This window comes from Comamonas resistens (assembly GCF_030064165.1).
Classification (GTDB): Bacteria; Pseudomonadota; Gammaproteobacteria; order Burkholderiales; family Burkholderiaceae_C; genus Comamonas; species Comamonas resistens.
Window position 1 is genome coordinate 1,116,094 of record NZ_CP125947.1, and the last position, 19,200, is coordinate 1,135,293.

Annotated in this window: 11 protein-coding genes and 1 pseudogene; 9 read left to right on the forward strand and 3 right to left on the reverse strand. The window is 62.7% G+C overall.

What is annotated here, in order from left to right; all coding sequences use genetic code 11:
• Window positions 1–17 precede the first annotated feature (17 nt).
• From polA to QMY55_RS05110, 6 genes are all read left to right on the forward strand, one after another.
• Window positions 18–2,831: a DNA polymerase I gene (gene polA / locus QMY55_RS05085; protein WP_283487591.1), complete on the forward strand. Its 2,814-nt coding sequence runs from the start codon at window positions 18–20 to the stop codon at window positions 2,829–2,831.
• Between the two features lie 254 nt (window positions 2,832–3,085).
• Window positions 3,086–4,066: a type 2 periplasmic-binding domain-containing protein gene (locus QMY55_RS05090; RefSeq protein WP_283487592.1), complete on the forward strand. Its 981-nt coding sequence runs from the start codon at window positions 3,086–3,088 to the stop codon at window positions 4,064–4,066.
• A 70-nt stretch (window positions 4,067–4,136) separates the two neighbouring features.
• Window positions 4,137–4,856 carry an AzlC family ABC transporter permease gene (locus tag QMY55_RS05095; protein WP_283487593.1) on the forward strand — a complete coding sequence of 240 codons (720 nt, stop codon included), beginning with the start codon at window positions 4,137–4,139 and terminating at the stop codon, window positions 4,854–4,856.
• Window positions 4,853–5,158, forward strand: coding sequence for an AzlD domain-containing protein (locus QMY55_RS05100; protein WP_283487594.1), 306 nt, complete (start codon window positions 4,853–4,855; stop codon window positions 5,156–5,158). The genes QMY55_RS05095 and QMY55_RS05100 overlap by 4 nt, the downstream gene beginning before the upstream one ends.
• 89 nt (window positions 5,159–5,247) lie before the next feature.
• Window positions 5,248–6,156 (forward strand): dienelactone hydrolase family protein, encoded by a 909-nt coding sequence (locus QMY55_RS05105; RefSeq protein WP_283487595.1) that lies wholly within the window; start codon window positions 5,248–5,250, stop codon window positions 6,154–6,156.
• Window positions 6,157–6,328: 172 nt separating this feature from the next.
• On the forward strand, window positions 6,329–7,219 hold the full coding sequence (locus QMY55_RS05110; RefSeq protein WP_283487596.1) for a ZIP family metal transporter: 891 nt from the start codon (window positions 6,329–6,331) through the stop codon (window positions 7,217–7,219).
• Window positions 7,220–7,282: 63 nt separating this feature from the next.
• On the opposite strand, the gene QMY55_RS05115 is transcribed toward QMY55_RS05110, so the two are convergent.
• The 3 genes and pseudogenes from QMY55_RS05115 to QMY55_RS05125 form a co-directional block, all read right to left on the reverse strand.
• On the reverse strand, window positions 7,283–8,020 hold the full coding sequence (locus QMY55_RS05115; protein WP_283487597.1) for a LytR/AlgR family response regulator transcription factor: 738 nt from the start codon (window positions 8,018–8,020) through the stop codon (window positions 7,283–7,285).
• A pseudogene (locus QMY55_RS05120) lies at window positions 8,004–9,057 on the reverse strand (sensor histidine kinase); the annotation flags it as partial. The pseudogene QMY55_RS05120 and the gene QMY55_RS05115, both read right to left, overlap by 17 nt.
• 102 nt (window positions 9,058–9,159) lie before the next feature.
• Window positions 9,160–10,119, reverse strand: coding sequence for a DMT family transporter (locus tag QMY55_RS05125; protein WP_283487599.1), 960 nt, complete (start codon window positions 10,117–10,119; stop codon window positions 9,160–9,162).
• A 331-nt stretch (window positions 10,120–10,450) separates the two neighbouring features.
• On the opposite strand from QMY55_RS05125, the gene argH reads away from it, so the two are divergent.
• From argH to QMY55_RS05140, 3 genes are all read left to right on the forward strand, one after another.
• Entirely contained in the window at window positions 10,451–11,899 is a 1,449-nt protein-coding gene (argH, locus tag QMY55_RS05130) for an argininosuccinate lyase (RefSeq protein WP_283487600.1), read from the forward strand.
• A 96-nt stretch (window positions 11,900–11,995) separates the two neighbouring features.
• Window positions 11,996–12,976, forward strand: a complete 981-nt coding sequence (locus tag QMY55_RS05135) for a Bug family tripartite tricarboxylate transporter substrate binding protein (RefSeq protein ID WP_283487601.1) — start codon at window positions 11,996–11,998, stop codon at window positions 12,974–12,976.
• 162 nt (window positions 12,977–13,138) lie between these two features.
• Window positions 13,139–19,165 (forward strand): alpha-2-macroglobulin family protein, encoded by a 6,027-nt coding sequence (locus tag QMY55_RS05140; RefSeq protein WP_283487602.1) that lies wholly within the window; start codon window positions 13,139–13,141, stop codon window positions 19,163–19,165.
• Window positions 19,166–19,200 lie beyond the last annotated feature (35 nt).

Genomic DNA, 19,200 nt, shown 5'->3' on the forward strand with positions numbered 1-19,200 from the left:
CGTGCACAATCCGGGGTATGAGCAATTCCAAGACCCTGGCGCTGGTGGACGGCTCCAGCTACCTCTACCGCGCCTACCATGCCATGCCCGATCTGCGGGCGATTCCTGGCGACCCGGCCAGCCCGGCCACGGGAGCCATTCGCGGCATGGTGAACATGATGCAGGCGCTGAGGAAGGATGTGCAGGCCGATTACGCCGTCTGCGTGTTCGATGCCTCGGGCCCGACCTTCCGCGACGAGATGTACACCGAGTACAAGGCCACGCGCTCGCCCATGCCCGATGATTTGCGCAGCCAGATCGAGCCCATCCACGAGGTGGTGGGAATGCTGGGCTGGAAGGTGGTGGCCGTGCCCGGCGTTGAGGCCGATGACGTGATCGCCACACTGGCTCAGATCGCTGCAGCGCAGGGCATCCAAGTTATCGTCTCCAGCGGCGACAAGGACTTGAGCCAGCTGGTCAATGAGCATGTGACCATCATCGACACCATGAACGGCAAGAAGCGCGACGTGGCTGGCGTGACGGCCGAGTTCGGCGTGCCTCCGGCGTTGATGATCGACTACCAGGCCCTGGTGGGCGACACCGTGGACAACGTGCCCGGCGTGACCAAGGTCGGCCCCAAGACCGCCGCCAAGTGGCTGGAGGAGCACGGCTCGCTGGACAATCTGATTGCCAGTGCGGCAGGCATCAAGGGCGTCGCGGGCCAGAATTTGCGTGATGCGATTGCCAGCGGCCAGCTGGCGCTGAGCCGCCAGCTGGTGACCATGAAGACCGATTGCGATCTGTCGGGCTATATCAGCGGCCTGCCGCAGCTCGATGCGGTCACCCTGGCCGAGCCTGACAATGCGGCGCTCGCGCCTTTTTATGAGAAATACGGCTTCAAGGGCTTGGTGCGTGCGCTGGGTGCTACGGCTTCTGAAGCAAAGCCCGCCCAATCAGGCAAGGCCAGCAAGGTCGACAGCGCCCAGGGCGGCCTGTTCGATGCCGATGACGCGGCTGCCACCGAGGTGGCCGTTGAGGCCCAGCAGCGTGATGTGGTCTACACCAGCATCCTGAGCGAGGCGCAGCTCGATGACTGGCTGGCCAAGATCGATGGGGCAGCGTTGACGGCGCTGGATACAGAGACCGATTCACTGGATGAAATGGTGGCCCGGATTGTGGGTATCTCGTTCAGCGTGGAAGTTGGCGAGGCCGCCTATATTCCGCTACGCCACGAGGGCATGGATGTGCCCGAGCAGCTGGACATGGACATGGTGCTGGCCAGGCTCAAGCCCTGGCTGGAAGACGCCAGCAAGAAGAAGCTGGGCCAGCATGTCAAATACGACCAGCATGTGTTTGCCAACCACGGCATCACCGTGCGTGGCTATGCCCACGACACCATGCTGCAGTCCTATGTGCTGGAGGCTGACCGCCCGCACAATCTGACGAGTCTCGCGCTGCGCCATGTGAGCCGCACTGGCATCAGCTACGAAGACCTGTGCGGCAAGGGCAAGAACCAGATTCCGTTTGCCCAGGTGAGCGTGGACAAGGCTGCAGCTTACAGCTGCGAGGACTCCGACCAGACGCTGGACGTTCACAGGACCCTGTGGCCGCGCATCCAGGCCCATGCAGGTCTGCTGCATATCTACGAGCTGGAAATGCAGACCAGCGAAGCGCTGTTTCGCATCGAGCGCAATGGCGTGAGCATCGACGCGGGCGAGCTGGCGCGCCAGAGCAACGATCTGGGCGCACGCATCCTCAAGCTCGAGGAAGAGGCTTACGAGATCGCGGGCCAGCCCTTCAATCTGTCCTCGCCCAAGCAGCTGGGAGAGATCTTCTTCGACAAGCTGGGCATGCCCGTGGTGAAGAAGACCGCCACCGGCGCGCGCAGCACGGACGAGGAAGTGCTGGAGAAGCTGGCCGAGGACTATCCGCTGCCCGCCAAGCTGCTAGAGCACCGCTCGCTGTCCAAGCTCAAGGGCACCTACACCGACAAGCTGGCGCAGATGGCCTTGCCTAGCGACGGCCGCGTGCACACCCACTACGCGCAGGCCGTGGCGGTGACGGGGCGCCTGTCCAGCAACGACCCCAATCTGCAGAACATTCCCGTGCGCACGCCCGAAGGTCGCCGCGTGCGCGAAGCCTTTGTGGCCCCCGAGGGCAAGCTGATTGCCAGCGCCGACTATTCGCAGATCGAGCTGCGCATCATGGCCCATCTCTCGGGTGACGAAGCCCTGCTGAGTGCCTTCAAGAACGGCCTGGACGTGCACCGCGCCACGGCCGCCGAAGTGTTTGGCGTGAGCGTGGATGAAGTCAGCAGCGAGCAGCGCCGCTATGCCAAGGTCATCAACTTCGGCCTGATCTACGGCATGAGCAGCTTTGGCCTGGCCAAGAATCTGGGCATAGAAACCAAGGCGGCTGCGGCCTATATCGACAAATATTTCCAGCGCTACCCCGGCGTGAAGCGCTATATGGACCAGACCGTGGAGCTGGCCCATGCCCAGGGCTATGTGGAGACCGTGTTCGGTCGCCGTCTGGTGCTGCCCGAGATCAACGGCGGCAACGGCCCGCGCAAGAAAGCGGCCGAGCGCGCCGCCATCAATGCGCCCATGCAGGGCACGGCCGCCGATCTGATCAAGAAAGCCATGGTGGCCGTGCAGGCCAGGCTGGATGCCGAAAAGCCCGAGGTGCTGGTCATCATGCAGGTGCATGACGAACTGGTGTTCGAGCTGCCCGAATCCGCCCGGGATTGGGTGCAGGCCGAGATCCCGGCCATCATGGCCGGCGTGGCCGAACTGTCCGTGCCATTGCTGGCCGAGATCGGCTTTGGCACAAACTGGGAAAAAGCCCATTGATGGGTCTCTCATGAAAAAAGGCTCGACGAGCCTTTTTTTATTGGTGAACTGTGTTGAATCGCCCGCATTGAAGGGCATGGTGGTTGCAGATTTGTAAGGCTTAGACTACAAATTCGCATTGTGTCGGTATGCTTTTTTGTTCATACGAACCGCCCAAAGGGATCATGGCCTCCTCCCTGTCTTGCAGAGCTGTCCTGTCCATGCGCTTAAGCCGTCAAAGGCTTTCCTGTCTGTTGCTCGGTGCTTTTGTGCTGATGGGCGCTTCCCCTGCGGTGGCTGAGGAAAACGAGCCAACCTGGTATCTGGTTCAGCCCCTGCTGCGCGCCTCGCTGGTGGACCCGTTGTTGCGCCACTACCTCAAGTTCTTGCCGCAATATCTGGATGGCAAGGTGGTGGTGCGAGAGACAGGCAAGAAGCCGATGCTTGACCGGGTGCGCACGGCGCTCACCGATGAGCGTGCAGATCGAACCGTGGTGTTGATGGCGCCTCTGCCCTATGGGCTGATTCACGACGAGCAACTGGCGATGCGCTTCGAAGTGAGTGCTGTCCCATTGCAGGTGGTGGCCAGGCGTCCCTGGTGTCTGGCCCAGGCGCAGGACATGGCGCCGCGCAACCGGGCGGCATTCATGAGCTGGCTGTCGAGCTTGCAGCGCCCGGTGCGCATTGGTCTGGCCAGCTCGAAAGGCATGCCGGCGATATGGATTCGCGCCATGGAGCGCAAGACAGGTCTGACCTGGACTTCCACCGACTTTAATTCCAGCGCGGAACAAGGCCTGGCCAGTCTGCTCTCGGGGCAGCAGGATTTGCTGCTGGAAACCTGCGCGGAGCTGGAGCGCATGCGTGCTTTGCGCGTGGCGGGGGCAGACCAGGGCCGGGTAAATGTGCTGCTTTCCGAGCAGGCAGCGGCGAACAGGAGCGTGGCAACCTTTGCGCAATGGCAGCTGCCCACGCCAGCACCGAGCTGGCTGGCATGGTTTACCTCCAGCAAGATGCCGCCGGCGCGGCGCAGCCTTCTGGGCAAGGCCATCAATGCCGTAACCCTGCGTGAGGACACGCAGGCCTTGATACGTGAGCTGGGGCAGGAGCCCATGCAGCTATCGGTGCAGGCCAGTCAGCTCTATGTCGACAACTGGCTCAGCGACTGGAAAAGCATCAGCACCTGGATGAACAATCTGCCGGAAAAGGCGGCCGCCGAGCCAGTTGGCGCCACCACGCCAAAGAAAACGCGCAACTGACGCCGTATCTGCTATTTGAAAGATAGCTGTATGCGCCGGGTATGAGCGGCGTTGTGCTATTTTTCCTGCTATGTCCGCTTCCCCTTCTTCCGAGAGCCAGGCCCGCTGGCTGACGCCGGCCACGCGCATGGGCCTGTCCATCTCCATTGCCACCGGGCTTTATGGCATCTCTTTTGGTGCACTGAGTGTGGCCTCCGGCCTGAACCTCTGGCAGACCATGGCCTTGAGTGCGCTGATGTTCACCGGCGGTTCACAGTTCGCATTCATAGGCGTGATTGCCGGTGGTGGCAGCGGCATGGCAGCCGTGGGCGCGTCGACCCTGCTGGGTGTGCGCAATGCCATCTATGGCGTGCAAATGAGCCAGGTGCTTGGTGTGAGCGGGCTCAAGCGCCTGCTGGCCGCGCATTGGACGATTGATGAGTCCACGGCCACTGCGGCCGGGCAGGACTCCCTGGCCGAGCAGCGTCGGGGCTTCTGGGTGGCTGGCGCTGGCGTGTTTCTGCTCTGGAATCTGTTTACGCTGCTGGGGGCCTTGCTTGGTGACGCGCTGGGCGATACGCGCCGCTTCGGGCTGGACGGTGCGGCGGTGGCGGCGTTTCTGGGCCTGCTGTGGCCGCGTCTGAATGCGCGTGAACCGGTGGCCTTGGCGCTGGCCTGCGGTCTGGTGACTGCGGTGGCCATTCCGCTGGTGCCTGCGGGTGTGCCGATTTTGCTGGCTGCAGCTGCGGGGGCGTTCTGGGGTTGTATCAGGCCGTCTGAGGCCGGTTCCCTGGCAAGGGGGCAGTCATGACCTTGTGGCAGTGGGTCTTTCTGGCTTGCGCTTTGGCATTTGCGACCAAGTTGCTGGGTTACAGCCTGCCCGAGCGCTGGATGCGCAGCCCACGCATGGTGCAGGTGACGGCCTGCCTGACCGTGGCCCTGCTGGCATCGCTGACGGTAATGAACACCGTGGCCAGTGGTGCGCAACTGGTGCTGGATGCACGCCTGGGCGCGCTGGCAGTGGCAGCGATTGCCTTGTGGCTGCGAGCCCCATTCTTGCTGGTGGTGATACTGGGTGCACTGGCTGCGGGTTTGCTACGCTGGTGGGCTTGAGCGGGCCTGCGGTCAGCTTGTGATCAGGTGCCCCGGAGCAGGGCTGTGGCGGGATGGCCGGAAGTTTTCGTCACCAACCAGGAGTCGTCATGAAGTATGAAGAGATCGAGCGGGAAGTGCAGTCTTTGCTGGGCCTGGCAGAGCCCGTTTCTGGCACGCGCAGACGCGATGCATTGCGTATGGCGCTGGGTGCGGGCCTGGGTGTTGGCTACGCCAGTGCAGCGGGTGTGGTCATGGCCCAGACCGCGATCAAGACCGCTGCAGATGGTCTGACGGCAGGTGAAGTCGGCATCGATGTCAAAGGCTTCAAGCTGCCCGCTTATAGAGCCATGCCCGAGGGCAAGCAGAACCTGCCGGTGGTGTTGGTGATTTCCGAAATCTTTGGCGTGCATGAGTACATTGCCGACACCTGCCGTCGTCTGGCGCAAGCAGGCTATATGGCAATCGCGCCCGACCTGTTTGTGCGTCAGGGTGATCCCATGGTCTATGGCGAGACGGCCAAGCTCATGAGCGAGGTGATTTCCAAGGTTCCCGATGCCCAGGTCATGGGGGACCTGGATGCCGCCGTGCAATGGGCGGGTGCCAACGGCGGCGACACCAGCAAGCTGGCGATCACCGGCTTTTGCTGGGGTGGCCGTATCACCTGGCTTTATGCCGCACATGCGCCGGTCAAGGCCGGTGTTGCCTGGTATGGACGCTTGCAGGGCAATAAAAGTGATTTGCAGCCGGCACATCCCATTGATCTGGTGTCTAGGCTCAAGGCCCCGGTACTGGGGCTTTACGGCGGACAGGACAGCGGCATTCCGCTGACATCGGTGGAAGCCATGAAGGCTGCGCTCAAGAGCGGATCTGCGGCTGCCAAGGCGTCTGAGTTCGTCATCTACCCCGATGCACCACATGCCTTCCATGCCGATTACCGGCCCAGCTACAGGGAGCAGGCAGCCGTGGATGGATGGCGTCGCATGCTCGATTGGCTGCGCCTGCATGGTGTTGCCTGACGACCTGGCGGGGGGCTTGACAGCTTTGATAGGCTGAAGACGGTCCTGTGCATTCGGGGCTGTCGACGTGGGGATAGTGCAGCGGTGGGCCTGTGCAGGCGCATTCTGCGAAAATCCGCGATTCGCTTTGTGCAGAGTGTGCATGAGGCATACGGTTAAGCCATAAATAGCTATGACATTGGTAGCAATTATCTTGGCCACCCTGGCTGCTGGTATCGGCAGTGTCTGGGTGGCCGCATTGTTGATGGGCCTGGGGGGAGGACGTTCGCCGGGAGTGATGCCGCAGCGGCTGTTGAGTCTGGCAGCAGGCGCGCTGCTGGCCACGGCCTTCATGCATCTGCTGCCAGAGGCTTTCGAGAGCCATGGCAATGCACAAAGCCTGTTCGTGGTGCTGCTGGTCGGCCTGGTGTTTTTCTTTTTGCTGTCCAAGGCCGAGCTATGGCACCACGGTCATGAGCATTCGCACAGCCATGTGCAGCAGGAGGCACATGTCCATCACCACGGTCATGATCACCACCATGACCATCACCAGGAGCACAGCCATGGCAAAGGAGGCTGGGCCGTATTGACCGGCGACAGCGTACATTGCTTTGGCGACGGGATTTTGATTGCCTCGGCCTTCATGGCCGATATTCGCCTGGGCATGATTGCGGCCCTGTCCGTGCTGGCCCATGAGGTACCGCACCATATGGGCGATATCGTGGTGCTGCGCCAGTCCAGCACCAATCGGCGTGTGGCGCTGATCAAGGTATCCATGGCCGGGGCAGTCACCACCCTGGGTGGCGTGGCGGGTTACTTCCTGCTGGGCCAGCTGCATGATCTGCTGCCGTATTTTCTGACCGTTGCCTCCAGCAGCTTTATCTATGTGGCGCTGGCGGACCTGATTCCGCAGCTGCAAAAACGGTTGAGCGCAAAGGAAACAGTGGCTCAGGTGTTCTGGCTGCTGCTGGGCATTGTGCTGGTGACGGTGATGAGCGGCGCGGCCCACAAGCATGGGCATGAGCACGAACACGACCATGAGGCGGAGCACTCGCACAGCAGCGAGCCGCCTCATTCCCACTAGGAGCAGTGTCGGTTCGGGCGGTGCTTGAGGCGTCCAGGCCGCTTCAACGCGCTGCTCTGGCAATCAGCTTCTGTCCTTGAGCTCGCTTTTCACAATCGCCAGCTGCCTGCGCGATACGGGTAGCAGCTCGGGCACGCCCTGCAGGCGCAAGCCCCAGCCTTCACCTTCCTCAGGGTCGTCATAGCGCTCCAGGCTGCGCAATGCGGCCCGCGCGACCAGGGCGTTGCGGTGCACACGCAGCAACTGGTCGCTGTGGCGCGACTCCAGGTCGGCCAGAGCGCCTTCGAGGATGTAGTGGCGCTGCACGGTGCGTACGGTGATGTATTTCTGCTCGGCCTTGAGGTAGCGCACCTCGGCCAAGGGCAGGCGTACCGTGCGGCCACGCTCCTGAATCACCAGGGCCGGCCCATTGGCCAGCGCCTGCTGGGTGTTGAAGGAGCGCTCGGCTTTCTGGAGTGCCTGCTGCAATCTCTCCAGGCGTACGGGCTTGGTCAGATAGTCTGCTGCATCCAACTCGAAGGCCTGCAGCGCATGGTGTGCATGGGCCGTCACAAACACAATGGCGGGCGGCTGCGGCAGGGCCTTGATGGCTTGTGCCAGCTGCAGGCCGTCCTGGCCGGGCATGTGAATGTCCAGCAGTACCAGTTGCACAGGCCTGGGCTGCTCGGTTGACAGGATCTGCAGGGCGGCTGCCGCACAACTGGCTTCCTGCACCTGATGAGGCCCGTTGCTGCAATCGCCAAGCAGCATGCGCAGGCGGGAGCGGGCCAGGGTTTCGTCGTCGACGATCAGGATGTTCATGGCATTCAGGCAGAGGTCTGAGGGGTGGGCAAGGGCACGGTCAGGCGCACGATGAAGAAACCATTGCGCTTGCGTGCACTGAAACTGCCTTGCAGATCGTGCAGCAGCGACAGACGGGCTTTGACGTTCTCCAGAGCCATGCCATGGCCGGGACTGGTGGGGGGGGCCTCGCCGTCGGGCAAGGTGTTGATGATCTGTATCAGCGCTTGCTGTCCCCGTCTCTCGGTACGTACCTGCAGCTTGCCGCCGCGCGAATGAGGCTCTATGCCGTGGCGAATGGCATTCTCGACCAGGGGCTGCAGCAGCAGGGGCGGCAGCAGTGCGCCATGCGCGCTCTCATCGAGCTGCCACTGGACCTGCAGGCGCTGCTCAAAGCGCACTTGTTCTATGGACAGATAGCGCTGGGCCAGCTCGATCTCCTGCGCCAGCGTGGTGGTCGTGTGAGGCTCGGCCAGTGCATAACGAAACAGATCGCTGAGATCTTCAAGCATGGCTTCGGCCTTGGCCGGCTCGGCACGCACCAGAGCAATCGCGCTGTTGAGGGTGTTGAACAGAAAGTGGGGGCGTATGCGGGACTGAAGCTCGGTCAGGCGCGCCTGGGTCTGGGCCGGCGTGCTGCCGCGTGCGCGCAGCACCAGGGCTGTGACCAGCAGCGCCGCCAGCAGGCCACCGGTGACGGCGCTGGCCAGCCAGGGCATGTTCTGCAACCCGATGAAAGACAGCATGGAGCAGGCGTAAAGACCCGCCAGGGCGCCCAGCAGCACGCCAGCCAGGTATTGACCACGCATGCTCATGCGTTGCAGCTGATGCTTGAGGCTGCAGGCCGCTATCAGCCAGATCAGTGTGCCGGGCAGGCTGGCGCCGGTCAGCAAGGCCATGGTGCTGATCCAGCCCAGTGCGTCGTCAGTGCCGTAAAGGGCCGCTGTGGCCACCACAAGCTGCACAAAAAGCACGGCACGCAGCACCACGCCGACGCTGCAGGCGTCAAACACCAGCGCCTGACGGGCGGCGGGGTTGGGCGAAGAGGTGTTGAACAGGCGTGAGAACAAGGCTTGGGCTTGCGGATGACGATGCCCGGGATTATGGGCAGTCTGGCCCCTGCCCGAAACCAGTGTGCTGCAGCATGTCGGTTTGTTGCCTCAGTCTTGAGCAGGCGCAAGACCGCGGGCGCGTTGAAAGCGCTTGAGCGACCAGGCGATGCCAAGCAATATCAGCAAGATGGGAGCCAGCTCGCCAGGCAGCGGCAGGCGGCGCTCATAGATGAAATGGTAGGCCAGGGCGAACAAGGTCTCGAACACCAGCAACTGCCCCACAAAGGTGATGGGCAGGCGCTGGCTGGCGGCATTCCACATCCAGTTGCCCAGCCAGGATGAAAAAATGGCGATGCACAGATTCAGCAGCCAGAACAGTTGCCAGCGCTGGGCAGGAATTGCAGGCTGATGGCTGTCGGGGCCGATCAGCCACAGCAAGGCCCAGAGCAGGGCACTGATCAGGCCGACCACCAGACCCCAGAGCGTGGACCACTCCGTGCCGTTGAAGCGGCTTTGCGCCAGATAGCGGGTGTTGTCCAGTGCGTAGCGGCTCCAGCTCAGCACGGCCAGGACAGCCAGCACCACGCCGAGCAGGTGACGGCCTGCCTGGGCCGATGGCTCGTCCGTCATGGCTCGGGTATTGATAAGCACAATGCCCGCCAGGATCAGCGCCATGGGGGCCAGCATGCGGCGCAGTGGAATTGCGCCCGTGGTCTTGCGGCCCAGCAAGGGCACGGTGACGGGCACCAGCCCCACGATCAGCGAGGTGACGGCCATGCCTATCCACTGCACCGAGGTGGCGACCAGCGCGAAGTAGACGATGTTGCCTGTCAAGGCCAGCCAGATCAGATGGCGTACATCGCTCGCCTGAAGCCTGGGCAGCAGGCGAGCGGCCTGGGGCAGGAAGACGCACAGTGCGACCAGGCCGTAGAGCACAAAGCGACCGAAGGTGATCTGCAGCGCCGAGAATTCCGGCAGCACCACGGGCACAAGAAAGATGGCGCCCCATAGCGCGCAGGCCGCCAGGGCAAAGCCAAAGCCGGAAAGAAAAGAGGTGCGGGAAGTCATGCCAGGGCTGCGCACAGCGAGGGCGCAGCGGTCAGGAGAAGGTTCTGGGCCGTGATTCTGCGCTGCAAGCCAAAGCCGCTGTGCGGCACCTGACTTCCCGGTTTTTAATGAAAACAAGATGAAACGATTGCCTATCAAGCGCAAGAAGCTATGAATAAATGAGTGTCTGCTGCCATCGTCAGGCTTTGCCGCAGTGCCCGGCAATGGCTATGGCGGGCAAGAGCGCCAGTGGCGGGTCAGACCGATAAAATCCCCGTTTCTGCTTTGCACAGCCGTCACGCCAAACTTCTGCATTGGGCGGCCTGTGGTTTTACGGGATTGCTGTCCTCACATGTCTACATCTGCTCCTTCGCACAACCAGCTCGACACCAAGGCCGAAGCCTGGTCTGCCCTGTTCTCCGAACCCATGAGCGACCTGGTCAAGCGCTACACCTCCAGCGTGTTCTTCGACAAGCGCATGTGGCAGGCCGACATCCAGGGCTCTCTGGCACACGCCGAAATGCTGTCGGCCCAGAAGATCATCGGCGCCGATGACTTCGCCGCCATCCAGAAGGGCATGGCGCAGATCACGGCCGAGATCGAGGCCGGCACTTTCGAGTGGAAGCTGGATCTGGAAGACGTGCACCTGAATATCGAGGCGCGCCTGACCGCTCTGGTCGGCGATGCCGGCAAGCGCCTGCACACCGGCCGCAGCCGCAACGACCAGGTGGCGACCGACGTGCGCCTGTGGCTGCGCAGCGAGATCGACCTGATCGAAGGCCTGCTCAAGGAGCTGCAGCGCTCGCTGGTCGAAGTGGCCGAGAAGAATGTGGATGTGATCCTGCCCGGTTTCACCCACCTGCAGGTGGCCCAGCCCGTGAGCTTCGGCCACCATATGCTGGCCTATGTGGAAATGTTCAAGCGTGACGCCGAGCGCATGCTGGATGTGCGCAAGCGCGTCAATGTGCTGCCCCTGGGCTCTGCGGCCCTGGCCGGCACCACCTACCCGCTGGACCGCGAGCGCGTGGCCAGGACCCTGGGCATGGAAGGCGTGAGCCAGAACTCGCTGGACGGCGTGTCCGATCGTGACTTCGCCATCGAGTTCACCGCGGCGGCCTCGCTGTGCATGGTGCACGTGAGCCGTTTGTCGGAAGAACTGATCATCTGGATGAGCCAGAACTTCGGCTTCATCAAGATTGCCGACCGCTTCACCACCGGCTCGTCCATCATGCCCCAGAAGAAGAACCCCGACGTGCCCGAGCTGGCACGCGGCAAGACCGGCCGCGTGGTCGGCCACCTGATGGGCCTGATCACCCTGATGAAGGGCCAGCCCCTGGCCTACAACAAGGACAACCAGGAAGACAAGGAGCCGCTGTTCGATACGGTGGATACCTTGAAGGACACGCTGCGCATCTTCGCCGAGATGATCGGCGGCCAGATCAATCCTGCGACCGGCGCCAAGGAAGGCGGCATCACCGTCAACGCCGAGAACATGCGCGCTGCGGCGCTCAAAGGTTATGCCACCGCGACCGATCTGGCCGACTATCTGGTCAAGAAGGGCCTGCCCTTCCGCGATGCCCACGAAACCGTGGCGCATGCCGTGAAGCTGGCCACCATGAAGGGTGTGGACCTGACCGAGTTGCCTTTGGCCGAGCTGCAGGCCTTCAACCCCAATATCGAGGCCGATGTGTTCGAGGCCCTGAGCCTGGAAGGCTCGCTCAATGCCCGTAACACGCTGGGCGGCACGGCACCAGCCCAAGTGCGTGCGCAGCTGGCCAAGCATCAGACCCGTCTGGCTTGATCAGGCTGAACTCTGTGGCGTAGTCATCACGCCGGGAAAGCGCCCTTACGGGGCGCTTTTGTTTTGGTTAGCCTAGAAAAATTGAGGAGAAAACCCATGACGCAAAACCGTCGTCTGCTCTTGCGCGCCGCTGTTGGCGCAGCTGCAGCCAGTGCTCTGGCGCCCCTGGCCTGGGCGCAGTCCGCGCAGCCTATCAAAATCCTGGTGGGCTTTCCGCCGGGGGGCGGATCGGATGCGATTGCGCGCCTGCTGGCCGACAAGCTCAAGGACGAGCTGGGCGGCATGACCGTGCTGGTGGATAACCGCCCTGGTGCCGGGGGGCAGATCGCCGCCCAGATGCTCAAGGCAGCGCCTGCCGACGGCCATACCCTGTTTCTGACACATGACCACACCATTTCCATCCTGCCCCAGGTGGTGAGAAAGCCGGGCTTTGATCCGCGGCAGGATTTCGTTCCCGTGGCAGGCATAGCGACCTTTGTGAATGCGCTGGCCGTATCCAGCAACACGCCGGCCAAGAATCTGGCCGAGTACATGGCCTGGGTCAAGAGCGAAGCCAAGCGAGGCTCGATAGGCATTCCGGCTCCGGCATCGACGCCGGAGTTTCTGGTCAAGATTCTGGCCGAGCATTACAAGCTGGATCTGGTGGCCGCGCCATATCGCGGCAGTGCCCCATTGCTGGCCGATATGCTGGGCAACCAGATTCCGGCAGGCATCGCTTCGGTGCCGGACTTCATGGAGAACCACAAGGCCGGCAAGCTGCGCGTGATCGGTGTGCTGGGGGCCAAGCGTCAGGCTTCCATGCCCGAGGTGCCGACCTTGCTGGAGCAGGGCATCAAGGGCTTTGAAGATCCTCCGTACTACGGTATCTATGCGCCCAAGGGAACGCCGCAGACATTTGTGGAGCGCTTTTCCATTGCCGTGGCGAATGTGCTCAAGCAACGTGACGTCTATGCACAGCTGACCGCATTGGGGCTTACAGTTGGATACATGAATCCTGCGCAGTTGGCTGCTCGGGAAAGTGCCTATACCGGGGTTTGGGCCGGTATCATTCGTCGCAGCGGTTTTCAGCCGCAGTAGTCCGCGCGTGCTGCACAGGCGCCTCAAGGCCCTGCTTCACTGGTGGAAGCAGGGCTTTTTTGTATCTGTTGTCACTGATTTGTGACCTGCTGCGAGCCGGGATCGAACTCCAAATTCAAACATCAAGGCCGGCGTCGGAGGGCCTTAAACAGGGATGACTCTATGACTGTGCCAAGCACGGATACGAGCGGAGCAAGAGAAATCATCACAAGCCAGCCATCGACCGGCTGGCGCAAGCTGCTGGGGGCCAGCCTGCTTCTGGGGCTGGCTGCCACGGCGGCCCATGCCGTGGGGGTCAGGCAGTTCAGTCCGCAGGGCGATGTCAGCAGGGTGGGCCAGGTGGTGGTGCAGCTCGATGGCGCTGGCGTACGTTTTGGTGACCCCAAGGCCGAAGCTCCGGTGACGCTGCAGTGCAGCAACGCCGAGGCTGCCAAGGGTTACGGGCGCTGGAACAGCGAGAAGGAATGGGTTTTTGACTTCAACCAGAACCTGCCCGCCGGCGTGCGCTGCACAGCGCAGATCAACCCCAAGTTCAAGACCACGGCAGGCACAGCACTGACGGGCGCTGCCAGCTATCAATTTCAGACCGGCGGACCACAGGTTTCGAGCATCTCTCCGGACACCTACGAGTCGGTGGACGAGCAGCAGTATTTCGCGCTGCGCCTGACGGGGGCTGCCACCACGGACAGTCTGCAAAAGCGTGTCTGGTGCACCTCCGAAGGCGTGGGTGAACGCATTCCCGTGCAGCTGATCGAGGGCAAGGAGCGCGACGCCGTGCTCAAGCAGCAACACTGGGACAAGGATGCCGCCAAGAACCCGCAGAGCTATGCGGTGCTGGCCTGTAACCGCCGCCTGACATCGGGCAGCAAGATGACCCTGGTCTATGGCAAGGGCGTGGCCATGGCCAATGGCCTGGTCAGCAAGGATGAGCAGCGCTACGAGTATCAGGTGCGCGAGCCCTTCTCGGCCGACTTCAGCTGCGAGCGCGAGAATGCCAACTCTGCCTGCTTGCCGATTCGCCCCATGCGCCTGTCGTTCAATGCGCCGGTGCCCCGCAAGTTGATGGAAGCCATCCGTCTCAAGAGCGGCGCCTCGGCTGTGGCTCCCATCATCGAGCAAAACGGCGACAAGCTTGCCGAAGACTCGCTGGTGGATTCGGTGACCTTCCCGGCCACCATGACGGCGAACGCCAAATACACCATCGAGCTGCCGCCGCAGTTCAAGGATGCGGCCGGCCGCACGTTGAGCAATGCGAACATGTTCCCCCTGGCCACGGCCACGGGCAATCTGCCGCCGCTGGTCAAGTTTGCTGCCGCGCCTTTCGGCATTGTCGAGCGCTTTGCCGAAGGCCCCAATGGCCCGGCGCTGCTGCCCGTGACGCTGCGCAATGTGGAGCCCGATCTGGCGGCAAGGTCGCTGGATGCCAGCGTGGTGCGCACCAAGAAAGGTGGCTCGGACGCCGACATCATTGCCTGGTTGAACAAGGTGGAGCGCTACAACGACTATAGCGTCGAGCGCAAGCGTGCTCAGCTTGATGTGCGTGTTCTGCCTCCGGTCATCAATGATGACAAGCACTGGGTGCAGTCGCGCATGCTGTCGCTGCTGGATGGCCAGAACCAGGTCCAGATGCTGGACATGCCCAAGGCTTCCAAGGGAGATCCCCGTCCGTTTGAAGTCGTGGGCATTCCCATGAATCCAGGCTTCCAGGTCGTCGAAATCGCCTCGCCCATGCTGGGCAAATCGCTGCTGGATGAAGGCTATGGCGCGGGGCGCACCATGTATGTGCGTACTTCGGTGCTGGTGACCAATCTGGCCGTGCATTTCAAGCTGGGCCGCGAAAGCTCCATCGCCTGGGTGACCTCGCTGGACAAGGGCAAGGCCGTGCCCGGAGCCACGGTGCAGATCTCCGACTGCGGCGGTCGGGCCATTGCTTCGGCCGTGACCAACGAGCAAGGTGTGGTGACCTTCAAGGGGCTGGAACCCAGCGCCCCCCGATGTGTCGGCGACAACTACAGCAACCATAGCGGCAATTACTTTGTCAGCGCCCGTGTGAATACCAACGCAGGCGAGGACATGGCCTTTGTCTGGAGCAACTGGCAAAAAGGTATTGAGCCCTGGCGTTTCAATGTCCCCACCAGCTCCAACAGCCAGCGCGACGAAGTTGCTCATACGGTGTTCGACCGAATGCTGTTCCGCGCCGGCGAGACCGTGTCCATGAAGCATCTGATGCGCGATCTGGTCGGTCCCGGCGGCAAGAACAATGGCTTTGTGCTGCCCTCCAGCTTTCCTGACAAGCTGACGATCACCCATCTGGGCAGCGGTCAGCGCTTCACACAGGCTCTGAACTGGAAGAGCAACGGCAGTGCCAGCAGCGAGTTCGCCATTCCCAAGGCTGCCAAACTCGGTGAATACTCGGTGCAACTGGGCTACGAGGGCAACAGCCATGGCCGCCCCAGCTTCAACACAGGTATCTTCCGTGTCGAAGAGTTCCGCCTGCCCGTGATGGAAGGCCGTGTGGGGCCCGCCAGCAAGGATGCGCTCTATGCCGTCACCAGCGTGCCGGCTGAAGTGCAGATCAACTACGTCTCCGGCGGTGCCGCAGCGAATCTTCCGGTCAAGGTTTCTGCCTTGATGCGCGGCAAATCGCCCGATTTTTCGGGCTGGGATGGCTTCAGCTTCAACGCACCGCGTAGCGCACAGGACGTGGGCAACAGCGATGACGAGGAAGCCACGGCCAGCGACGACACCAAGGTGGTGGCCGACAAATTGCCCGTAACACTGGACAAGAACGGCCTGGGCAAAGTCACCATCGACAAGCTGCCCAAGTCCTCCGAGCCGCGCGAGCTGCTGATGGAGGCCACCTATGCCGACCCTAACGGCGAGGTGCAGACCCTGCGCAGCACGCGTACCATCTGGCCCGCCGCCGTGGTGGCTGGCGTGCGCTCGGAAAGCTGGGTGTCTGTGGACCGCAAGCTCAGCTTCCAGGCGTTGACGCTGGATACCGCAGGCAAGGTCCAGGCCGGTGTGCCCGTCAAGGTCGAGGCCGTGGCGCGCATCACCACCTCCAGCCGCAAGCGTCTGGTGGGGGGCTTTTACAGCTATGACAACCAGACCACGCTGAAGTCGCTGGGCACCGTGTGCTCGGGCACATCGGACAGCCACGGTCTGCTGCAGTGCGAGGCACAGCTTTCGCAGCCTGGCGAGGTGGAGCTGATTGTGCGTGCGGCCGACAAGGATGGCCGCACTGCGCAGGCAGCGACATCGGTCTGGGTGACGGGCAAGGGCGAGATCTGGTTCGGCGGTGAAGACCATGACCGCATGGATGTGCTGTCCGAACGCAAGAGCTATGAGCCCGGTGAGACCGCGCGCTTTCAGGTGCGCATGCCTTTCCGCCAGGCTACGGCCCTGGTATCCGTGGAGCGTGAAGGTGTGATCAGCACCCAGGTGGTCGAGCTGACGGGTGAGAACCCCACGGTCGAACTCAAGGTTCAGGAAGACTGGGGCCCCAATGTCTACGTCAGTGTGCTGGCCCTGCGCGGTCGCCTGATGGAAGTGCCCTGGTACAGCTTCTTTACCTGGGGCTTCAAGTCGCCGCTGGAATGGTGGCGCGCCTTCTGGAACGATGGCAAGGAATACATCGCACCTACGGCGATGGTCGATCTGTCCAAGCCCGCTTTCCGCTTCGGCATGGCCGAAATCAATGTGGGCCTGAAGGGGCACACCATCGATGTGAAGGTCACATCGGACAAGGCCAGCTACAAGGTGCGCGGCACCGCCAAGGTGACCATCAAGGGTACATTGCCTGATGGCAAGCCCGCTGCCGGCGCCCATGTGGCACTGGCTGCAGTGGACCAGGCGCTGCTGGAGCTGATGCCCAATACCAGCTGGAACCTGCTGGACGCCATGATGACGCGCCGCGACTGGGGCGTGCAGACAGCGACGGCGCAGATGGAAATCATCGGCCGCAGGCACTATGGCAAGAAGGCCGTTCCCGCCGGCGGTGGCGGTGGTCGCAGCCCCACGCGTGAACTGCTCAACACCTTGCTGGTGTGGATGCCCGATGTGGTGCTGGATGCCAATGGCATGGCACTGGTCGATGTGCCGCTCAACGACGCGCTGACCACCTTCCAGGTGGTGGCTGTGGCCGATGCGGGCACCAGCCTGTTCGGTAAAGGCCAGGCAGCGATTCGCACCACGCAGGATCTGCAGATCATCAGCGGCCTGCCGCCGTTGGTGCGCGAGGACGATCTGTTCCGCGCGCAGGTCACGCTGCGCAACACCTCGGCCAAGGCCATGAAGGTGGAAGTCACACCGCGTGCCACGCTGCTGGAGCTAAAGGCCCAGACCGTGGAGATCCCTGCAGGCGAAGCGCGTGAAGTGGCCTGGGATGTCAAGGCTCCGGCCCAGCTCTCGGGCACGCGTGCCGAGGCGCTGATCTGGGAAATTGCGGCCCGCGATACCAGTGGCGGCGCCGACGCTGCGCAAGACGCTCTCAAGGTCAGCCAGCGCATCGTGCCGGCCGTGCCCTTGAGCGTGCAGCAAGCCACTCTGGTTCAGGTGGACGGCAGCTTCACCATGCCTGTGGCACCGCCTGCAGATGCTCTGCCCGGTCGTGGCGGTCTGCAGATGTCGCTGGTGCCCAAGCTGACCGAAGGTCTGCCGGGCGTGCGCGACTGGTGGGCCCGCTACCCCTATTCGTGCCTGGAGCAGACCACCAGCAAGGCCGTGGGTATGAACAGCCCCGAGCTGTGGAGCAACACCATGGCTCAGTTGCCCAACTATCTGGACCGAGATGGTCTGGCCAGCTATTTCCCGCTGCAGGAGGGTACGAGAAACCTCGGCAGCGATACGCTGACTGCGCATCTGCTGAACATGTCGGCTCTGGCTCAGGGCGTGGACAAGAGCTATGTGATCCCCGCTGCCGAGCGTGCTCGCATGGAGGATGGTCTGGTCGCCTTTGTGGAGGGCCGTATCCAGCGCGACTTCTGGAGCCCCCGAAAGGACCTGGAAATGCGCAAGCTGGCGGCAATTGCCGCGCTGGCACTGTCCGGCAAGGCCACGCCGCGCATGCTCGACAGCATCAACATCACGCCCAACCAGTGGCCCACACACTCGGTCATCGATCTGGTGATGCTGTTGCAACGCATGAAGGACGCACCGCAGCGCGATGAGCGACTGGCCCAGGCGCAGCAGATCCTGCGTTCGCGCCTGACCTTCAACGGAACGCGCGCGGGCTTCAGCACCGAGCAGGACGACAGCTGGTGGTGGCTGATGCAAGGCCCTGACGTGAATCTGGCACGCCTGATTCTGGTCACGATCAACGACCCCAGCTGGGCGCCCGATATGCCGCGTCTGGTCAGCGGCTTTATCGCACGCCAGCAGGCCGGTGCCTGGAACACGACGACGGCCAACCTCTGGGGTGCGCTGGCGCTGCGCCGCTTCTCGGCCAAGTTCGAATCCGAGCCCGTGGCCGGCACGACTGTGGCCAGCCTGGGCGGCAACGAGGCCAAGGTGGACTGGAACACTGTGAAGCGCGCCACGACGGAAGATGCGCAGGGCGCAGCCCATGTGGCCAGCGCCTTTGGCGAGCCCGTGCGAGCCGGTGGCCTGATGAACAACTCCATGTTCATGCCCTGGGCCAAGGCCGGCAAGGGCCAGCTCAGCGTGAGCCAGCAAGGCACGGGCAAGCCCTGGCTGACCGTGCAGTCCGTGGCTGCCGTGGTGCTGAAAGCGCCTTTCGCTTCCGGCTACAGCGTCAAGAAGACCATCACGCCCGTGGAGCAGGCGGACAAGGGCTTCCTGGGCGGTGGTCAGTACACCCGTGGCGATGTGCTGCGCGTGACGCTGGAAGTACAGGCCAAGACCGATATGACCTGGGTGGCGATCTCTGACCCCATCCCCACGGGCGCCACCATTTTGGGCGGCGGTCTGGGTCGCGATTCGGAAATTGCCTCCAAGGGTGAAAAGCAGGAAGGCGCGGGCTGGCTCGCTTATGAGGAGCGCAGCTTCGAGGCCTACCGTGCTTACTATCAGTACCTGCCCGCAGGTACCAGCAAGGTCGAGTACACCGTGCGCCTGAACAACGCCGGTGAGTTCGCTTTGCCGCCCACGCGTGTCGAAGCGCTGTATGCGCCCGAGATGTTCGGCGAGTCGCCGAATGCCAAGTTGAAGGTGTCCATGCCCAAGTAGCCGCAGCCTCGCTGCAAAGCCCCGGTCAGTGCAAG